11 protein-coding genes and 1 tRNA gene are annotated in these 17060 nt (G+C 65.8%); 10 read left to right on the top strand and 2 right to left on the bottom strand.

Annotated elements, in window-relative coordinates; genetic code table 11:
• Positions 1-21 precede the first annotated feature (21 nt).
• Complete coding sequence (locus E8M01_RS00125; RefSeq protein WP_136958250.1) at positions 22-2574, bottom strand: YfhO family protein; 2553 nt, start codon at positions 2572-2574, stop codon at positions 22-24.
• An 887-nt stretch (positions 2575-3461) separates the two neighbouring features.
• Between E8M01_RS00125 and E8M01_RS00120 the strand changes: the two genes are divergently transcribed.
• On the top strand, positions 3462-4880 hold the full coding sequence (locus E8M01_RS00120; protein ID WP_136958249.1) for a phage integrase N-terminal SAM-like domain-containing protein: 1419 nt from the start codon (positions 3462-3464) through the stop codon (positions 4878-4880).
• Between the two features lie 115 nt (positions 4881-4995).
• On the opposite strand, the gene E8M01_RS00115 is transcribed toward E8M01_RS00120, so the two are convergent.
• Complete coding sequence (locus tag E8M01_RS00115; RefSeq protein ID WP_170181699.1) at positions 4996-6693, bottom strand: porin; 1698 nt, start codon at positions 6691-6693, stop codon at positions 4996-4998.
• 15 nt (positions 6694-6708) lie between these two features.
• Here E8M01_RS00115 and E8M01_RS00110 point away from each other — a divergent pair.
• From E8M01_RS00110 to E8M01_RS00070, 9 genes are all read left to right on the top strand, one after another.
• Positions 6709-6801, top strand: a tRNA-Ser gene (locus E8M01_RS00110).
• 352 nt (positions 6802-7153) lie between these two features.
• A complete protein-coding gene (locus E8M01_RS00105) occupies positions 7154-7510 on the top strand; it encodes a DUF6481 family protein (protein ID WP_136958247.1) in 357 nt (118 codons plus the stop codon).
• 295 nt (positions 7511-7805) lie between these two features.
• On the top strand, positions 7806-8273 hold the full coding sequence (locus E8M01_RS00100; protein WP_136958246.1) for an Lrp/AsnC family transcriptional regulator: 468 nt from the start codon (positions 7806-7808) through the stop codon (positions 8271-8273).
• Between the two features lie 186 nt (positions 8274-8459).
• A complete protein-coding gene (locus E8M01_RS00095; protein ID WP_136958245.1) occupies positions 8460-9485 on the top strand; it encodes an ABC transporter substrate-binding protein in 1026 nt (341 codons plus the stop codon).
• 4 nt (positions 9486-9489) lie between these two features.
• Positions 9490-10239: an ABC transporter permease gene (locus tag E8M01_RS00090; protein WP_136958244.1), complete on the top strand. Its 750-nt coding sequence runs from the start codon at positions 9490-9492 to the stop codon at positions 10237-10239.
• On the top strand, positions 10227-10994 hold the full coding sequence (locus E8M01_RS00085) for an ABC transporter ATP-binding protein (RefSeq protein ID WP_136958243.1): 768 nt from the start codon (positions 10227-10229) through the stop codon (positions 10992-10994). Before E8M01_RS00090 ends, E8M01_RS00085 begins: the two co-directional genes overlap by 13 nt.
• A 693-nt stretch (positions 10995-11687) precedes the next feature.
• Entirely contained in the window at positions 11688-13193 is a 1506-nt protein-coding gene (locus tag E8M01_RS00080; RefSeq protein WP_170181698.1) for a porin, read from the top strand.
• 256 nt (positions 13194-13449) lie between these two features.
• Positions 13450-16323, top strand: a complete 2874-nt coding sequence (locus E8M01_RS00075) for an OmpA family protein (protein ID WP_170181697.1) — start codon at positions 13450-13452, stop codon at positions 16321-16323.
• Between the two features lie 10 nt (positions 16324-16333).
• Positions 16334-16948 (top strand): hypothetical protein, encoded by a 615-nt coding sequence (locus E8M01_RS00070; protein ID WP_136958240.1) that lies wholly within the window; start codon positions 16334-16336, stop codon positions 16946-16948.
• Positions 16949-17060 lie beyond the last annotated feature (112 nt).

Below are 17060 nucleotides of genomic sequence, written 5' to 3'. Positions count from 1 at the left end.
TGAACCGACGGTCGGGCCTGGTCATTTGCGGCCCATCACGGTGGCCAGCGCGGCGGCCAGATTTTCGCCGCCGAAGGGTTCGAAGCGGAACACCACCTCATGCCGGCCCGGCGGCAGCTCGACCCCGCGGAACAGAACATTGGCGCGCAGCAGCGGCCGCCTTTCGTCATTCACCGTGACGGTCCAGCCGGGGTAGTCGAGGTCGTGCAGGACCAGAACGCCCGCCACCTCGGTCTCGGCGACCAGACGCACCTGGTTGATGCCATATTCGGCGATGGCCACGCGACCGGCGGTGGCGCGACCAGGCGCGTCGGTCGCGGCGGGGACGCTGTCGATCGGGTCGTCCTGGCCAATCAGCACTTCGGAGGCCAGATCGACGTCCGGGATCTCGCCGGCCGCCAGGGCCGCCTCGACGTTCACACGTTTGACGCGAGCGGCCAGCATGGCGCGGGGGGCTGCCGGCGGCAGCCGGTAGATCCACAGCGGCGGGCCCTCGCGCAGCTCGGCGATGCGTGGCCGGGGCAGCGCCGCGGGCATGCGCTCGAATGGCTGGTCGAACACCAGAAGCTCGATGCCGAGCAGGCGGGCGAGCCTCGAGCGGTAACCGCGGAAGGTTTTCGGGAAGGGGCGCAGGCGCGGCTCATGGGCGGTTTCGGCGGCGCCGGTTGCCCGTTCGTAGAGTGCGAAGCGCAGCGGATTGTAGCCGAGCGTGCTTTCGATCCCATAGGTCATGCCGGCATTCTGCCAGCCATTCTCGGGGCCGAGGATCTCGACCCGCGGCCGGCGGCCGCGCGCGTGCTCGGCTTCCAGGCTGCCGAGCAACTGGCGCAGCGCATCGCGATCCGGCGACGGCTCGGCGCTGAACACGGCATAGACGCTTTTCGCCTCGGCATTGATCGGCGTCGTGACATTGTGGATGGCAAGTTCGCCGGCGGCGAGCGCCACGAAGCCGAGACCGAAAGCCGGGCCAGCCCGGCCAGCCCGACCCGCGGCGAGCGTTCTGATGAGCCAGACGGCAATGGCTCCGGCGAACACGGCGCCTGCGAGCGCGCGCACGGCGACCAGCACGTGGGTCATCGACGGCGCGCGTGTCAGGGCAAACAGGGCGAGGCCGGCCGCAACGGCCGCGAGCATGCCGAGCAGGACCCGGTTGGTCGCCCCGGTCTTGCCGCGCATAACTGCGTCGAGACAGCCGCCGGCGAGCATGGCAATGGCGAAGACCAGGATGAAACAGGCATCGGCCGGACGCCGGTAGAGCGAGATGCCGGGCATCAGGTCGAAGATCAGGCGGAACACCGGCGTGTGGGCGCCAAGCGCATAGACCAGGCTGGCCGCGGCAAGCGCGCTGAAGAAACGCAGCCCCGGGGCAAGGCAAAGGCCCGTGGCAATGCCGATCCAGGCCACCAGCACGGTGGCCGCCGCGCCGACATGCAGGAAGTTGACCGAGCGGTCGGTCCAGTCGAACGCCGGCCAATGGGGCGAGCCCGGACCGAAATAGAGGTCGGCCTTGTGCAGGCCACCGAAGAAGTCGGCGGCGAACAGGCCGACCAGGTTGAACGGGTCGAGCGAGCCGTAGGCGGCGGTCTGGAAGGCCACCATGGGCCGGTTCGAGAAGGCTGCGAATTGCAGTGTCAGCAGCAGCGGGACGACCAGGATGGCGGCGCCGACCAGGCCCATCACGGCGAGCAGCGGCAGGCGCGCCAGGAACCAGCGGCCGGCGGCGGGGGCACGAAGGCCGCGGGCGAGGACAAAAGCGACCAGGACAAGGCAGTTCAGGAAGGCAATCTGGTCGCGTCCGAGTGCCATGAAGGCCGCCGTCGCGCCGAAGGCCATGCTCCAGCCATAGGAGCGGCGATCGAGCGCCAGTTCCAGCAGCAGGAGGCAGACCGGCAAATAGGCGTAGGAGACGACCAGGCCGACATGCTGGAGGCGGCCCATGGCCGGCCCGCCGAAGAAGACGATCGCGGCTGCCAGGGTCGCGGCCTCGGGACGCCAGCCGCGCCGTGCGCAAAGTGCCGCCGCAGCCGCGCTGCCGGCAGCCAGATGGGCCAGTACGATCGTGTCGAACAGTCCGATCGAAGCCTGGGGAAGGATCCAGGCGGCGGGCAGGAAGGTCGGCGAGAACAGCAGCGATTGCGGATCGGCGACGCTTGGAAAGCCGGAGAAGTGATAGGGATTCCACAGGGGCAGCTCGCCCTGGGACAAGGCGCGGCCGACGAAACGGAAGAAATTATAAAATTGCGACTTGGCGTCCCACGGGATGGTCACGCCGCCGATCTGATAGGCGGCCGCCGTCAGCCCCCAAAAAACCAGGATGGCGAAGGCGACGAGCAGCGTCTCCCGCCGTGTCCAGGCGGGGAGGGCGGTGTTAGCGGCAGGCGGTTGCGTGGGTACGGCGTTCACGCCCGGGGTTCTAGAGCATTTCCGCGCGAAGTGGATACCGCTTCGTATGAAAAGCCCAGCGCGGCGGGCAGGCGCCAATCGGGCGGAGCGCTCCGGCGCAGGTGTCGCGAAGCCGGTCGACGGTCGCTTCGCCTCGCCGGCCGAGGCGGCCGCCTCTCCGAAGGCGCGCATCGCCGCGTCGTGCTGCCGGGATCAGCCTGTGCTGCGTTCGTGCCTCCGCCCGACGGGCCCGTTCCGAGGTCAAATGGGCCGCCTCATCCGTCTTGGTCTCGTGGTTGTAGAATCCAATTGATAAACTATAACGTGTGTTTTATATGCAACCTATGCGTCAGTTGCGGTGGTCAAGGAGCACTTCTCGGTCATCACGGCATAGTGAAAGGTGGCGGCCCGCTCAGATTCATGGCCGGATCGGTTCCGCCGATTGCGCGGTCTTGCCGATCGTCGGGTTTCGCGGTCTTGGCGGCGGGCCGGACGCGGCGCGTTCAGATAAGCCAATTATAACAATGGGTTGTTTCGCCTCTCACGGGTCGCGAGATGATGACCGGGCAGGCATTTGCGGCTGGTCGAGCCGCCAGGTCCAGCCGGAGAGTCCGCCGGGTTGCCCAGCGTGGCACAACTGCAACGGCCCGTGAAAACCGCGATGCCCAAGGTACCTGCCGGTGGACTCATCCGTTGATCGGCACCTCGCCCGTCGTCGGCGGATAATTTTTCAGATTGGGGTCGTGATGTATCCGCATGGGTTGTGCGGGCGAGAAAATTGGCCGGCCTCAGCTTCCCGATGGAATACCTGGAATCTGGTAGGCCTGTGATTGGCCAAAAAACAAGCAATGTTTCTGGCCATAACCTGTCACCGAACTGACTCAATGCTTGTAATCACAGCAGCCATATGGCTATGATGCTTCAAATGTCGGGTATTTGACAATTGGATGTGGCGAGGTGACCGATTTCTGGTCTGTCCTTTACGCTTTGACGACTCCGGACCTATGTGAGGCGCAGCGGTTGTCGGTCGGCTGAATGATTTCGGTTGGCAGACGGTCTTGGATTGAGGAATTCAAGCTTTGAGTTCAGTCGCGTCACAACCCGAATTGACTTGTGCGCCCAACGGGACATTCAGCTTTGCGCTGCCTATCGCACCGAGCATTGTCGAGGATTTTTTTGGAGTTTCGGTCAGGGTCAACGTCGATGGTCTTGTCTTCAACGTTGTAATCGACTCCTCCATCCAGATCCCTCCGGTTTGCCGGTCGATTCAGGACGCAAAATACTTCGCAATGGCGATATCGTTTCAGATATTGGTCCATGTTAGTGAATTGTCGTCGGTCAATACGGCCTCTCCCACGGTCGCAGCTCAGGAGCTCGCCGGCGGGGGAGAGGCGAGGGTGGTGGTTCCGTTCAAGGCTGCCGTTCGATTTGACGAACTCGCGCCGGCGCAAACTGCGCCGACCTTTCACCTGGCCGGGCTGGAGCCGCCCCGGAAGCGGGATCGACAGCCCGCGCCACCCGGACGCGAGCCGGAATTGTCGTTCGACGAGCTGTTCGAACAATGGCGCGAGCAACATCTGCTGTCCGGCGGGGCGCCGACGACGCCGCCCTATTGGGAAACATTGATTCAGCGCTTCGTCGCTTATCTCGGGCATTCGGATCCGGCGCGCGTTTCGACCCAGGATGTCAGGAATTACCGGGATCACCTGATCAAGAGCGGCCGGCTGTTGCGAACCGCCCGGCATTCGGACCTCGCGGCGCTCCGGTCGATCTTCCGTTTCGGGATCGAACAGGGTTTGCTGCCGATCGCGGATCCGACATCCGGCGTTCGTTTCCGCAGCAGCCGGCTGGTGACGAGCCGGAAGATGATGGCGTTTTCCGATGATGAGGCGCGGACATTGTTGCGCGCCGCCGATCTCGAAGACAAACCATCGCGACGATGGATCCCGTGGCTGACCGCGCTGACCGGCAGCCGTATTTCTACCATCGTCAATCTGCGACACGAAGATGTCGTGAAGATCGATGACGTCTGGTGCATCCGTATTTCACGGCAGGCGGGGCCAATCAAGACCGCTGCGTCCGAGCGCATTGTTCCTATTCATCCGCTTATTCTCGAGCGTGGATTTATAGACTTCGTTCATTCGACAGGGCGCGATCGTCTTTTCATCAACAAGACGCGCGACGATTTCATTCTGGACGGGAAGACGACGACTTCGTCGATCCCTGCGCCGTATAATCCTGGCCGCACCACCCGGAATCGACTGACCGAGTGGATCCATTCGCTTGGCCTCGACATTGGCCGATCCTCCGGCAAGGACCCGAACCATGCCTGGCGACATTGGTTCAAGGAGAAGGCTTTCGAGGTCGGCATTCCCGAAAAAATCACGGATGCCATCGTTGGTCACGCTCAGGCGAGCATATCGCGGCGTTATGGCGCTGTATCCGTGCCGGTCATGTTCGATGAATTGAAGAAGATTCCTGACCCTCTCAGTCATTGAGGGATAGCCACAGCTTGTTCGCTGTTCGTATTTTCTGATCTGTTTGGGTTTAACTTAAAGAAAAACCCCGACGGTTGCCCGCCGGGGTCTTCTAACTCAGGATCTGAGGATCAGATCAGAAGTTGCGCTGAACGCGGAGGGTACCAACCCAGGCACCTTCCTGGCCGCGCGGCACACCGCCGCCCGAGATGGCGGGAACGAGGCCAGCCTGGGTGCGGGCATTGATGTTGTGGTAGACAACTTCAAGGCCGAGGTCGAGGTTACGAACCGGCGACCAGATCGTGTTGACGCCGACGTTCCAGTACTTGATGTCCGAGAGGCCAACAGCCGCTGCCGGCTGGTTGATGTCGGAATAGGCACCGAAGATCGACGAACGCAGAGCCGGGGTCCAGAAGTGACGGAAGCCAGCGGCAACCGACCAGGCCTTGGTGGTCTGGATCGAGGCATTGCCGACGACCGGAACGCCACCGAGGTTGTTCGCCACGACCGCGTCACGCAGCTGGCTGTTCAGAGCATTTACGCCCGACAGGTTGCCGGCGCCGGAGATGGTCTGACGATCGCCACCCTGGTTGGCCGTGCCGAAGGCGTAGTCGAGAGCGCCGTCGGCATAGACTGCCTGCAACCACAACACGTCGCCACGGGCGAGCATGTCGAGGTTCAGACGGACACCGGCGCCGACAGCCCAGCCGAACTTGTCGCCGGCTGCGTTGGTCGGATTGCCGAAGTTCTGGCCAGTAAGGGCGGGGATCTGGGTCGTCGTCGTGCCGGCATAGCCGTAATCGGTCAGCTGGTGCAGGGCGCCCATGATCTGAGCCGAACCCCAGGCCTGATCGACGCGCAGGTTGGCGACGATGTCCGGCACTTTCTGGGCGCCGTAGGTCAGGCCGTAGACGCCCGAGAGCGGACGCGTCAGCGGCGTGATGTTGGCGCCGGCGGCGTTGTCGACCCAGACGTCCTGGTTGCCGTAGCGGCGATACATGCTGTCTTCCAACGACACCGTCGCCGAGAAGCCCGAACCGAACGAGGCGGTATAGGCCAGCACGGTGGTCGAGCGCGCGGTCGCGGCGAAGTTGCCGGAGAGCTGCACGTCGCCCTGGTAGAAGTTGAAGAACGAGGCCGAGAAGCCGAAGGTGAAGCCAGCGAACTGGATGAAGGCACGCTCGACGTTGATGGCGGAAGCACGCGGCGACTGATGCGTGCCCGAGTTGACGAGGCCCTGCGAGGAGAAGGCGCCGTCAAACTGACCGCGATAGGCCGAGAACTGGCCGAAAGCGCGGAGCAGGCCGTATTCGGTGTTCGAACGGGCGTCGAAGTTCAGCGTCAGACGCGCCGAGGTGCCGTAGAGCGAGTCGAAGTACGAGGTACCGAGAACCCGCTGGCCGGGGACAGCGGTGCTGCCGGTAGCGCGGCTGCCCGGAGTGGTGTTGACCGTGTAGTCGACGCGCACGAAGCCGCCGATACGCAGGCAGGTGTCGGTGCCCGGGATGAAGAAGAAGCCCGCGCCGTAGGTGTCGCAGATGCGCACGTACTCAGCGGGGGCCGCCTTGCCCGGAAGATCGGCAGCCTGAGCGCCGGCGATGGCAACGAAGCCCGCCGCGGTGCCGAGAAGAAGGCTCTGCTCCGACAGGCGACTCGGTACCTTGAGAGACCTTGGCGATCCGCCCGGCGCGGTCGCCATCGCCGATGGCCGGCCAAGACCGGAAGCTGGCGCCAACGGCAGGGCCGCGCCTTGGCCCGTCGGTCTCCGGCCTGCATAAAAGAACTGGCCATCTTGTTCGGCGATCGCCTTGCCAATTGCCGCGTTCGCGGGCATAGAGACGGCCATCGCGGAGACGTGGCCGAGAGGCTGAAGGCGCTCGTTTGCTAAACGAGTGTACGCTCAAAAGGTGTACCGAGGGTTCGAATCCCTCCGTCTCCGCCAGACTTTAGGTAATGCAGACGATAATCTGGAGATGTGAGGCCGGTTGCAAGATCAGTGACAAGAGCGCCCCTGCTCGATCTAGCGCGCTTTTGGCGGGAACCATTTGACAGTGCCACGCGTTGAACCGGTGCAAATCATGCGCAGAGGTTCGATGGACTGCCGGAGCGGATCGCCATTCAAGATAAGCGATGTGAAGCAGCCTCGGCGCAACGGCCCGATTCCGGCCGCCAAAGCGAATCCCCAAGCTGTCACGGCAAATCGCATTATCTTTATCGGAAATGCGCGATTGCCATGGCGATGAAGCCAGTGAATTCCTAAATAAGTCCCACCCAGCACGAACCAAGGCTAACCTTTGTCGATCCACCAGCAGACCACTTTTACCGGACGTCGCGAAACCGCCGAGAAGGCCAAGCAGAGCCTTCTGGAAAAATTCCGTTCGCGCCCGGGGCCGGATCATCCGGAGACCATCAAGCGCGAGGCAGCCCGCCGCGCCGTGGTCGAAGCGCGCGAGGCCCGCGAGGCCGCGCGCGAAGCCGAGCGCGCCGCCAAGGCCGCGCAGGAGGCCGCCGAACGGGCCGAACGCGAAGAAGCCGAGCGTATTCTCGAGGCCGAGCGCCAGGCCCAGCGCGAGGCCGACCGGCCGAAAGCCATGCTGCGCGAGGCCGTGCTTTACGCCACGCAGCGCGCCCAGCGCGGATCGCGTCGCTAAGTCTTCTCAAGCCCGATGACCGCCGACGAAGCCGTCGGTGGGATCGAAGGCGATCTGATCAGTTTGGAAAGGCCGGCCTCGCGCCGGCCTTTTGTTTTTTGCCCTGACCGAAGCGGTCAACGGGTCGACCGCCTCAGCGGAACAGGCGCCGCCACGGCGCCGCGCCAGCATCTGCGCTCTTGCCAAAACAGAATAAATATTCTCATATCCGGATGAAATCTGAGCCTATCAGAAATTATTTTCTCATAAGCCCAGTTTGGTGAAACGCCATGTCACATTCGGGGCTAAGCAGAGAATGGATGCCATTGACCGCAAGATCCTGACGATTCTTCAGGATGACGCCACGATCTCGATCGCCGAACTCGCCGAGCGGGTTCACCTGTCGCAGACGCCGTGCTGGAAGCGGATTCAGAAGCTCGAGACGAATGGTTTCATCGTCCGCCGTGTCGCGCTGGTCTCGCCGGAAAAGCTCGGTCTCGGCCTGACGGTTTTCGTTTCCATCGAGACGTCGGACCATTCGCGGGAATGGCTCGGCAAGTTCGCCGAGACGGTTTCGGCGCTTCCCGAGGTGATGGAATTCTACCGGATGGCCGGAGACGTCGACTATATGCTGCGCGTGGTGGTGACCGACATGGCCGCCTATGACGCCTTCTACAAGCGGCTGATCGAGACGATCCCGCTGAAGAACGTCACGTCGCGTTTCGCGATGGAGCGCATCAAGTCGACCACCGCCTATCAGGTGCCGGCCTTGCCGAAGCCTTGAGGCGTGGCAGCGGCGTCGCAGGTTCATTCCAGTGAATCGGCGCTGAAGAGCATTTTATTGTCGTCATCAAGCCATTTTCGAGAATGAAATATCTGCCCATGCCGACCGTCTTGCGATCCGAAACCATATCATTCTATCTGACTTGAAATGACCGCCTCGCGCCGCCTGCCATCAAATGGATTGACCATGTCGCTGTCCCGCCGTCTCGTCCTCGCCGCGCCCATGGTGGTGACCTTCGCAACCCGCTCCGGCGCGCAAGGCGCGGCTCCGGTCGCGGCCCGGATCGGCGTCATTCCGATCCTGGCGGCGGCGCCGGTCTTCGTGGCCGACCGCCAGGGCTGGCTGAAGGAGGCCGGGCTCAACACCAGCTACACGACCTTCGAGTCGGGCCCGAACATGATCCAGGCGCTCGCCTCCGGCACCATCGACATCTATGTCGCCGGGGTCGCGCCGCTTGGCGTCGCGCGCACCCGCGGCATCGACATCAAGGTGGTGTCGACGACGGCGGTCGAGGAGATGACCGCGGTGGTGACGCCCAAGCTCGCCCGCTTCTTCGAGGCCGGCGTCGCGCCGGCCGAGGCGTTCAAACGCTATCGCGCCGCCACCGGCCAGGCCGCGCGCATGGCCACGCAGCCGGCCGGCTCGGTTCCCAATACGACATTGCAGCACTGGCTCTGGGAGGTGACCAGGACCGACAAGGCCGATGCCACGGTCGTGCCGATGGGCATTGATGCCACCCAGCAGGCGGTTCTGGTCGGCGCGGTCGAGGGCGCGACCATTCGCGAGCCGGCGGTGACCATCGTCACGCAGCGCGATCCCGGCATCAAGATCGTCGCACTGGGCGGCGAGATGTTCCCGAACCAGCCGGGCACGGTGGTCGCGGTGACGGCGGCGTTCCTGCAGCGCCACCCGGACAAGGTCCAGGCGCTGGTCACCGGTGTGGTCAAGGCCGTCGCCCTGATCAAGAGCGATCCGGCCCGCGTCGCCCCGCATGTCGAGCAGGCGCTGGGCAAGGGCATTGTCGATGTTGCCACCATTGCCAAGGCGCTGGTGTCGCCGGCGTCGAAATTCACCGCCGATCCGCGCAGCATCATCGAAGCCACCGCGGCGCTGCAGCGCTACCAGGTGAAGCTCGGCTCGCTCGACCGCGAACTGCCGCTCGACGGACTGTTCGAGACGCGCTTTTTCGAACACGCCGCCGCCAGCCAGTGACGCCGTGAAGCCGTTGAATTTGCTCCTGCCGCTGGCGGGCCTCGCCGCATTCCTCGGCCTTTGGGAGGCCGTGCCGCAGCTTGGCCTGGTCAATGCCGCCTTCCTGCCGCCCCCCAGCGTGCTGCCGGCGGCGTTCTGGCGTGAACTCGCGTCGGGGGCCTGGCTCGAAGCCATCCGCAGCAGCCTCGGCCACTACACCACCGGGCTGGTCACCGGTTCGGCGCTCGGCGTCGGGCTCGGCGTGGTCACCGGCATGTATCGGCCAATGGAGAGCCTGACCTCCTGGGTGGTGCGCCTGCTCCGGCCGATCCCGGGTCTGGCCTGGGTGCCGTTCGCGATCATCTGGTTCGGCGTCGCGCCCTCGGCGGCGGTGTTCATCATCGCCATCGGTGTGTTCTGGATCGTCTATTTTGCCGCTCATGGCGCGGTTCGCCATGTCGATCGCGACCTGATCGAGGTGGCCGATGCCTTCGGCTTCCGCTCCGGACCGGAACGGCTGATCAAGGTTCTGCTGCCGGCCGCGACCCCGGGCATCCTGGTCGGCCTGCGCACCGCCATCGGCCAGGCCTGGATGGCGGTGGTCGCCGCCGAAATCTTCGGCGTGGCCGGCCTCGGCCAGCGCATGATGCAGGCGTCCAGCCTGCTCGCGACCGATATCGTGGTGGTCTATATGCTGACCATGGCCGGGCTTTACGGCCTGCTCGACACTGCCTTCGTGGCCCTGCAGGGATGGTTGCTCCGATGGAGGGCGTGATCGACATTAAGGGCCTGTCGCTCGCCTTCGAGCGCGACGGCCAGCGCACCGAAGTCTTGTCCGGCCTGGACCTGACGGTCCGGCGCGGTGAATTCCTGGCGATCGTCGGACCGTCCGGGGTCGGCAAATCGACCCTGCTCCGCGTGCTGATGGATCTGGCGCGGCCGACCGCCGGCGCAGTCGAGGTCGCGCAACCGGCGCCTGGCCGGCGGGCGCTCGCTTTCGTGTTTCAGGATGCCCGGCTGCTGCCTTGGCGCCGGGTCATCGACAATGCCGCCTTCGGGCTCGAAAAAACCGGCCTCGGACGGAGCGAAAGGCGCAACAAGGCGGCCGATGCGCTTGCCGTCGTCGGTCTCGCCGAATTCGCCGAACGCTGGCCGCACCAGCTTTCGGGCGGACAGCGCCAGCGCGTCGCACTGGCCCGCGCGCTCGCCGTCGATCCCGAAGTCCTGCTGATGGACGAGCCGTTTTCGGCGCTCGATGCGATCACCCGCGAGGGATTGCAGGACGAGTTGACCCGGGTCAGGCAGACGACCGGCAAAACCGTGCTGTTCGTCACCCATGATATCGACGAAGCGACCTATCTCGCTGATCGCATCGTGGTGCTCGCCGGCTCGCCGGGCCGCATTGCCGGCGTGCATGGCATCGACCTGCCGCATCCGCGCCGGCGCCAGGATCACAGCCTGCAGAACACGGCACTTGCCGTGCGCGCCGCGCTCGAGGGGGATCTCGTCATCGACGGGGCGGCGATCTGACACCCCAAGCGCCGGATCGGGCCGCCATATCGACTCGGCACCCGAATCTGCTGATGGGGCGAATCCGGCGTTCGCCGAGATCCAGGCTTGTGAGATTCGCGCCTGGGCCCGTGCCGGGTGATTCCCGCGCGGCCCGATGCCAAAGCCGCCAGATCGATCCGAAAGACGGCAAATCCACCGGAATGGCCGGTGGGAGGCGTGAAATGCGCAAAATTGCCGCCGTTCGGCTCCGGATTCGCCCGAGTCCAGCTCTCTCTCCGCAAGCGGCGCGCGGACCGCCGCCGGGCCTTGGCGCCGGGTGGGCGCAGAGCCGCTCCGCGCCCTATTGGTTAATGGCGGCTGTCGCCCGGGCTGCCGAAATTGATCTATCTCTTTAAGGGCTTGCGGTGCCGATGCGGGCTTTCTGGCCGGTTAACGGCGGCGTGGCCTTCTTGCAACAGTTCCGGGCAAAGCCACCTCCAGAGGCTGTGCGGACTGTTGTTTCCGTTGATTGGCGCGATGCCATCGGCAATGGTGACCCTGCGACGAAGGGGGGCACCCCGGTCGCACCGCCTTTCTTGGGTTCGAAGGTTCGTAACCCCCGAAGACAAGAAAGTCGGCTCGCGGGGAATTAAGGGCCGAAGGCTCGTCGGGATACCGGCAAGATCAACGAACCCCAGCTCCCTTTCAGGAGAAACTTTGGAGGTCTACAACATGAAGACGGTCAAGAGCCTTCTTCTCGGCACCGCGGCGGGCTTCGTTGCCATCGCCGGCGCTCAGGCTGCCGATCTTCCGGGCAAGGCGGCCCCCGCTGAGTACGTGCGCATCTGCGACACCTACGGCGCGGGCTTCTTCTTCATCCCGGGCACCGACACCTGCCTGCGTATCGGCGGCTTCGTGCGTGTCGACTACGGCGTCAACACCACTCCGGGCAGCCGCTCTAACGGCAGCACCGCTGTCCCCGGCCAGCAGGTTCTCGGCACCTCGTACTTCGACTCGCTCTACGGCACCTCGGTGCGTCTGACGCTGAACGTCGACGCCCGTTCGAACACCGAATACGGCCTGCTCCGCGCTTTCGGCCAGTTCTCGGCCTATCGCGGTCAGTACGGCGGCGCCTTCTCTTCGCAGGGCCTGGTCAACTCAGGCGTGCATCAGTCGCCGCGTGCTTCCGCCATCAACGTCGAGCGTGCCTTCATCCAGTTCGCTGGCTTCACCTTCGGCTTCTCGGCCTCGTTCTTCAACTTCTACCAGGGCGACGTGCAGCTCTCCGGCAACTTCGCCGCGACCGCGCGCTCGACCACCGTGCTGGCCTATACCGCCTCGTTCGGTTCGGGCTTCTCGGCGACGGTGTCGTTGGAAGACAGCATGTATCGCCGCTACTCGAACAGCGATACCTGGCTCGACGGCACTGTCGGCGTCAACACGGTTGGCCTGGCGCGTCCGCTCTCGGGCGTCTACGGCATGACCTACGGCCCCCAGAAGCTCCCGGACATCGTCGCCAACCTGCGCGTCGATCAGGCCTGGGGTTCGGCTCAGATCATGGGTGCCCTGCACCAGCTGACCGATTATGGCTATAACGCTGCCGTGGTGACCACGGCGACTGGCCTGAACTTCGGTGGTCCGACCAACGCCGCTGGCGACAAGTTCGGCTGGGCTGTTGGTGCCGGTCTGCGTCTGAACCTCGACATGCTCGCCCGTGGCGACGTGTTGTGGTTGCAGGCAGTCTATGCCGACGGCGCTCTCGACTACGCTTTCGGCACGGCCAACCAGGGTGGTGACCGCGGCACGATCTCCGGTGCGGGCAACCTCGCTGGCGTGAATGCTCTGAACAGCAACCTGCGTGACGCCGTCGTCGCCAACAACCTCGGTGGTGTTCCGGTCGTCGGCAATGCCTCGATCCAGACCACCAAGGCCTGGTCGGTTGCCGCCGGCTTCCGTCACTTCTGGACCCCGGCTCTGCGTTCGTCGATCTTCGGTGCTTATTCCGACATCAACCAGCCGGCTGCCGGTGTTGGTCTCTCGGACATCAAGTACTGGAACGTCGGCGTCAACACGATCTGGTCGCCGGTTCGTAACCTCGACCTCGGCCTTGAAGTTGTCTATCACAACATCAATGCCCGCACGCAGGCTGGTGGCGTTCCGGCCATCACCGGCGGCGGCGTGGCGCGCGGCCAGGAAGGTGCCTGGGTTGGTACCTTCCGCGTTCAGCGCAACTTCTGATCTGATCCTCAGATCCTGAGTTAAAGGACCCCGGCGGGCAACCGCCGGGGTTTCTTTTTGCCTTGAAGCAGCGTCTCGCAGCCGCAACAGTCGCAGCATGGCTCCGACCGGCGACGCCGGTCCGGACAGAAGCGACGAAACCTGTGGCCGGTCGCCGCTGGGGGTTGCGGTCAGAGGGTGGCGTCGCAGACACTGCGCGCCCGCAGGTCTCGCCATGTCGCGCGGCGACGCGATCCGGCGGAGAGGGAATTGGGACATGTTTCGGCCGAAGCAATGGATCTGGGGTCTGCCGCCGCTGGCGCTGCTCGTCCTCCTGGCCATTGCCTTCACCGAGGCCCCCGTCACCGCCGATGTCGGCAAGCGGGTCAGCGCTGAACTGGCTCGCCAAGGGTTCGACTGGGCCAAGGTCGAGGCGATCGGCCGCGATATCAGGATGACCGGCCAGGCGGAAAGCCTGGAAGCGCAGGCGCTCGCGGCGCGCGCGGCGGCTGAGGTCGCCGGCGCGCGGCTGGTCGACAACGCGACCAGCATCATTGCCGTTCGCCAGCCCTATCTCTGGACCGCGGACAAGGCCGGCGAGGTCATCACCTTGACCGGCGTGGTGCCAAGTGAGGCGTCCCGCGGCCAGATCATCGCGCAGGCACGTCGGCTCACCGGTGGCGCCGAAGTGGTCGACCGGCTGGAGCTTGCCCGCGGCGCGCCTGACGGCTTTGCCGATGCCACGGCCTTGCTGCTGCGCGAACTCGGCCGTCTCGAGCAAGGCCGCGCCGCCCTTTCCGATCTCAAGATATCCTTGCAAGGCACTGCAAACACGACGGAAGTCATTTCATCCGTCAGCCAGGCGATCGGCGCGCCGCCGGCGGGATTTTCGGTCGCCGAGATCACGATCAGGCCCCCGCGCGCCACGCCTTATCTGTTCGAAGCGGAGCGCGACCCGTCGGGCCTCGCCCTGTCGGGGCATGTGCCGAACGAAGCCACCAGAGCTTCGGTTCTCGCCATGGCGCGGCAGGTCCTGCCCGGCGTGGCGATCACCGACCGGATGACGCTCGCCGAAGGCGCACCGTCGGGCTACGAGGCGATGACCGGTTTCGCGCTGGCCCAGCTCGGCCGGCTGAGCGCGGGCCGGGTCAGCCTGCGCGACGGCGCCCTGGCGCTGCGCGGCGCGGCGCCCGATGGCGCGACCTATGCCGCCGTGACGCGGGCCGTGCGCAGCGGACTGCCGGCGGTGCTGAGTTCGGCCACCGCCACGATCACCGCGCCGGTGATCGCGCCTTACCGGTTCTCGGTCATCCGCCAGGGCGACACCATTGCCGTTGGCGGCTTTATCCCGGACGAGAACGTCCGCGCCGATGTGCTGGCGGCGATCAGGGCGGCGGCGCCGACATTGACCATTGCCGATCGGGCCGAGATCGGCCTTGGCGCGCCGCAGGGGTTCCAGCCCATGGCGGCTTTCGTCGCCGGCCAGGCGGCGCGGCTCGACCCGGCTTCCGCCCTGCTTGCCGATACGGCGCTGACCATTCAGGGCCGGGCAGGGACCTTCGCCGTTCTCGATGCGGTCACCGCGATGCTCAGGCAGCCGCCGACCGGACTGACGGTTGCACGCATCGATCTGGTGCCGCCGACGGTCCGGCCGTTCACCTGGGCAGCCCGGCTCGACGGGGCGGATGTGGTGCTCGAGGGCCATGTGCCTTCGACCGGCGTCCGCGATCAGGTCCTTGCGCGCGCGCGTTCTATTGCCAGCAATGCCAAGGTGGTCGATCGCATGCGGGTCGCCGAGGGCGCATCGGCCGATTTTGCCGCTGCCGCCCTGTTCGGCCTCGGCCAGCTGCAGCGGCTGAAGGACGGGGCCGTCTCGCTCTCCGACGGCAGTTTCGCGATCACCGGTACCGGGCGTGACACGGTCGGCGCGGCCGAGGTGGCGGCTGCCGCGTCCGGTCCGCAAGGATTGCCGCGCAGCGCCAGGATCGTCCAGAACGATGTGGTGGCGACCATTCTGTCGGCCCGGCCGTTCCTGCTCAACATCATCAGGACTGCGCAAGGGGTAACGCTCGACGGTTTTGCCGCGAGCGAGGCGGACAAGACGGCGCTGGTCGAGGCCGCCCGCGCCACGCTGCCCGGCGTCACGGTGACCGACAAGATCAGGGTTGCCGAGGGCCAGCCGGCCGATATGGACTGGGTGGCAGCGGGCCGTTTCGCGCTGATGCAGGTCGCGCGGCTCCGGCAAGGCAGCGCCCGCTACCAGGACCAGGCCTTCACCATCGAAGGCGATGCGATCGACCGGCCGGGATTTGTCGCCGCCAACCAGGCGGTGCGCACCGAGCCGTTTCCGAATGGCGGCCGGCTCGCCGGTGTCGATATCAGGCCACCCGTGGTTTCGCCTTACCCCTGGTTCGTCCAGAAGACTGAAAGCGGCGTCCTGCTGCAGGGCTTCGTGCCATCCAACACGCTGCGCCAAGCCAATCGCGAGGCGGCCGAGCGGATCTTCGCGCCGCTCGCCGTGCGCGACAGCCAGGAGCTCGCCGCCGGCGCGCCGGATGGGTTCGCTCAAGTTGCATTGTTTGCCATGGCGCAGGTCGCGCGGCTCGCCGAAGGCCGGGCTTCGATCCTCGACCGGACCTTGCGCGTCGCCGGGCGGGCTTCGTCCGAAGCGGTCGCCAATGACATCCGCGGCCAGCTGCCGCCGGCCGGGCCGGAAGGTTTCGCCACACACCACGAGCTGATCGGCCCGGTCGCGCCGCCGGCCGGCCTGGCGCCCGCGCCCTCGAGCAATCCCTGTGCGGTCCAGATCCGCGAAATCCTGACGACGGGCAGCGTCGCTTTCCGCCCCGACAGCGATGCCATCCGGCCGGACAGCCTTGCCGTCCTGACCCGTATCGCGCGCAGCCTCGGGCAATGTCCGGCCGCTGCCTTCATTGTCGAGGGCCATACCGACGACACCGGCTCGGCCGAACGCAATCTCGACCTGTCGCAGGCGCGCGCCCTGTCGGTGGTCAAATATCTGATCCGGCGGGGTGTTCCGGCGGCGCGGCTGACGGCCCAGGGGTTCGGCCAGACGCGTCCGGTGGTGCCGAACGACTCGGCGGCGAACCGGGCGAAGAACCGCCGTATCGATTTCGTCGTCAGGCCGTGAGGGGGGATCGATGGCTTATCTCGTGACCACACTCTGGCCCTGGGTCGTCGCGGCGATCCTGCTCGGCATGGTGGTCGGGGCGGCGACCGGCCGCCCCCGGCAGCCCGGCGAAACCCGGCGGAGCGGTCTCGCCCTGGATCTGCTGGTCTGGGCGATCGCGGCGCTGCTCGCGGTCGGGGTCGCCGCCGCAATCCTTCATTGGCTCAGGGGGCGGCACGGGCTCTGGCTCGACATGGCGCTGGCAATGACCGGGGCCTATGTGCTCGGCTGCGGCATTGGCGCCGTGCTGCGCCGGCTCGGCAGCGGCGCAGCCAAACCGGATTCCGAACTGGCGGTTGTTTCGCCGCCGGTTCCTGCGGTTGTGCCGGTCGAGGCGATGCCGCTTCCGGCTGTGCCGCCGGAGGCCGCAGCGGCACCGGCGTCGCCGGAGGCGCCGGCCAAGGTCGCCAAGCCGCGAGCCAGGAAAGCGCAAGGGGAAAAGCCGCCGGCGGCAATGCTGCCGGCGGGCCTGCCGCCTGACGGCAAGCCGGCCGGAAAGACGCGGGCGGCGAAGCGCCCGTCAAAGCCGGCGACGGCGGCTCCGGGAGCCGCGCGCGCCAAGCCGCGGGGCAAGCCCAAGGCCTGATCGAGCCCGGATCCGGGCGGCGGAGGGCGCTTTCTCAGGGTCGCGGCGGCTGTTTTGCGTCGGTTCCGTTTGAAGCGGGCGCGCGCTTCCGCTAAACGGACGCACATTCTTT

Source organism: Phreatobacter stygius (genome assembly GCF_005144885.1).
Taxonomy (GTDB): Bacteria; Pseudomonadota; Alphaproteobacteria; order Rhizobiales; family Phreatobacteraceae; genus Phreatobacter; species Phreatobacter stygius.
The sequence above is the reverse complement of the archived record's forward strand: the minus strand, read 5'-3'. Positions and strand labels throughout refer to the sequence as shown.

What these genes read in the sequence shown, in the direction of transcription:
- E8M01_RS00085 (WP_136958243.1), top strand. Translation starts at nt 10,227, where the DNA reads ATGGAGGGCGTGATCGACATTAAGGGCCTGTCGCTCGCCTTCGAGCGC.
- E8M01_RS00070 (WP_136958240.1), top strand. Translation starts at nt 16,334, where the DNA reads ATGGCTTATCTCGTGACCACACTCTGGCCCTGGGTCGTCGCGGCGATC.
- E8M01_RS00115 (WP_170181699.1), bottom strand. Translation starts at nt 6,693, where the DNA reads ATGCCCGCGAACGCGGCAATTGGCAAGGCGATCGCCGAACAAGATGGC.
- E8M01_RS00125 (WP_136958250.1), bottom strand. Translation starts at nt 2,574, where the DNA reads ATGCGCGCCTTCGGAGAGGCGGCCGCCTCGGCCGGCGAGGCGAAGCGA.
- E8M01_RS00075 (WP_170181697.1), top strand. Translation starts at nt 13,450, where the DNA reads ATGTTTCGGCCGAAGCAATGGATCTGGGGTCTGCCGCCGCTGGCGCTG.
- E8M01_RS00080 (WP_170181698.1), top strand. Translation starts at nt 11,688, where the DNA reads ATGAAGACGGTCAAGAGCCTTCTTCTCGGCACCGCGGCGGGCTTCGTT.
- E8M01_RS00100 (WP_136958246.1), top strand. Translation starts at nt 7,806, where the DNA reads ATGGATGCCATTGACCGCAAGATCCTGACGATTCTTCAGGATGACGCC.
- E8M01_RS00095 (WP_136958245.1), top strand. Translation starts at nt 8,460, where the DNA reads ATGTCGCTGTCCCGCCGTCTCGTCCTCGCCGCGCCCATGGTGGTGACC.